This is a genomic window from Streptomyces sp. NPDC055103 (genome assembly GCF_053607625.1).
On the sequence record NZ_JBSGTX010000158.1, the window covers coordinates 1 to 2,339 of the forward strand.

1 protein-coding gene is annotated in these 2,339 nt (G+C 78.8%); it reads right to left on the reverse strand.

What is annotated here, in order from left to right:
* Positions 1-138: 138 nt before the first annotated feature.
* Positions 139-2,268: a primosomal protein N' gene (locus tag ACWFR1_RS40160; RefSeq protein WP_453561007.1), complete on the reverse strand. Its 2,130-nt coding sequence runs from the start codon at positions 2,266-2,268 to the stop codon at positions 139-141.
* Positions 2,269-2,339: the final 71 nt, after the last annotated feature.

Consider the following 2,339-nt stretch of genomic DNA (forward strand, 5'->3'; position numbering starts at 1 on the left):
GCCGTCGCGCATGTGTCGGCGGGCCCAAGGGCGGACGGGCCCCAGGGCGGGCCGACCCACGGCCGCGGGCCCATGGGCGGGCCGGGGAAGGCCGACGGGCGCGGGCCCATGGGCGGGCCGGCCACCCGCGGACCGCGCTCAGCCGATGTCCGGCGGGTCCACCCGGATCCGCACCTGATCGCCGCCGCCGCGCGCGAGCCCGGCCGCCCTGGCCCGCTTGAGCGCCGCCGCCAGGGCCGCCCCACTGCCCGGCGGCACCCGGACAAGGGCCCGCTCCCACAGCTCGCCCGGCGGCGGGTCCCCGGGGCGGCGCGGCCCGCCGGGCCGGACCACCGCGAGCGGCACCGGACCGAGGACCTCGGCGTCACCGGGCAGTCCGGCCGCCGCCAGGAACCCCTCGACGGCCTCCGGCGGACCGGACACCGCCGCCATCCGGGAGACCGGCGGAAAGCCCAGCTCGGCCCGCTCGGCCAGCTCCCGCTGGGCGTGCCCCACCGGATCCCAGCGGACCAGCGCCTGGACCGGCCGGAGCGTCGGTTCGGCGACCACGACCACCGTGCCGCCCTCGGCCTGGCCGCGCACGAGCGAGGCCGCGTCGATCCAGCGGCGCAGCGCCTCCTCGCCCGCGCGCAGGTCGGGCCGGCCGAGCATGGCCCAGCCGTCGAGGAGCAGCGCGGCCGCGTAGCCGCCCTCGGCGACGGGTTCGGCGCCCGGGGTGGAGACGACGAGCGCGGGGCGCCCGGGCACGGTGTCCAGGACGTGGTCGCGCCCCGAGGTCCGTACGGGCACGGCGGGGAACGCCCGGCCGAGCTCCTCGGCCGTGCGCTTCGCGCCGACGACCTGGGCCCGCAGCCGGTTCGAGCCGCACTCCACGCAGTGCCAGTCGGGGGCGCCGAGCCCGCACCAGCCGCAGCGCAGTTCCCGCTGCTCGGGGGCTTCCAGGGGCCCGGCGCAGTGGCGGCAGCGGGCGGGCGTCCGGCAGCGCTCGCAGGCGAGCCGGGGTACGTATCCGCGCCGGGGGACCTGCACGAGCACTGGTCCGGTCTTCAGCCCGTCCCGTACGGCCTGCCAGGCCAGCGAGGGCAGCCTGGCGGCGCGCGCGGCCTCGTCGCGGGCCAGCTCGCCGTCGCCCACGGTCCGGATCAGGGGGGCGGCCCTGCGGACCTGCTCGCGTCCGGCTCCGAGGGCCTTGGCCCAGCCGGACTCCACCAGCTGCGCGGCCTCGACGGTGCAGCTCGTGCTGCCGAGGAGGAAGGCGCACCGGTCGTGGGCGGCACGCAGCAGCAGCACCTCGCGCGCGTGGGGCTGCGGGGCGTGCGGCTCGCTGTGGCTGCCGTCGCCGTCGTCCCAGATGACGACCAGCCCGAGGTCCCGCACGGGCGCGAACATCGCCGCCCGGGTGCCGACCACGGCCCGCACGGAGCCGCGCCGGACGGCGAGCCACTGCCCGTACCGCTTCTCGGGGCCGGCCTCGGCGGTGAGCAGCGCGTGCCGCCCCGGTCCCAGGACCTCCGTCAGGGCCGCGTCGACCCGGCCGGCCGCCCGTCCGTCCGGTACGACGACGAGGGCGCCCCGCCCGGAGGCCAGGGTCGCGGCGACGGCCCGGGCGATCTCCTCGGCCCAGTACGGTCCCGGGAGCGCGTTCCACACGGCCCGGGGCGCGCCGCCGCGCGCGAGCGAGTCCAGGAAGGCCGCCCCCTGCTCGTACCGCGTCCAGCTGCCCGGCTCCGGGGGCTTGGGCGGCGGCAGGGGCTCCGGGGAGGTCCGGCCCTCGGCCCGGGCACTGCGCGGCGGCACGGCGAGCTGGAGCACGTCGGCGAGGCTGCCCGCGTACCGGTCGGCGACGGCCCGGGCGAGGCCGAGCAGCTCGGGTCCGAGCACCGGCTCGGGCGAGACGACGCCGGCGAGGGCGGCGAGCGGGCCGGAGTAGTCGGAGGTGGCCCGCCGCTCGACGAGGAAGCCGTCGATCAGCCGCCCGCCCTCGCGGCGCCCGCCCCTCACCTGGTGCGCGCCGGCTCCGAACCGCACCCGCACGCGCACCCCGGGCCGGGCTTCGTCGTCGAGTTCCTCGGGGACCGCGTAGTCGAAGAACTGGTCGAGGTGGAGCGCCCCCTTGTTGACGACGACCCGGGCGACGGGCAGCTCCTTGGCCAGGGCGGCCCCGCGCCAGGTCCGCGGTTTGGCCCGCGGCACGTTCGCCTTCCGTACGGTCTCCCGAATGAGCGCGAGCTGCTCGGGCCCGTCGGAATTCTCCTTCTCGCTGCTCACAGCCCCATACCTACCAGACACCACCGACAGTCGGGCAGACGGAAGCCCGGCACCCCTGAGGGGTGCCGGGC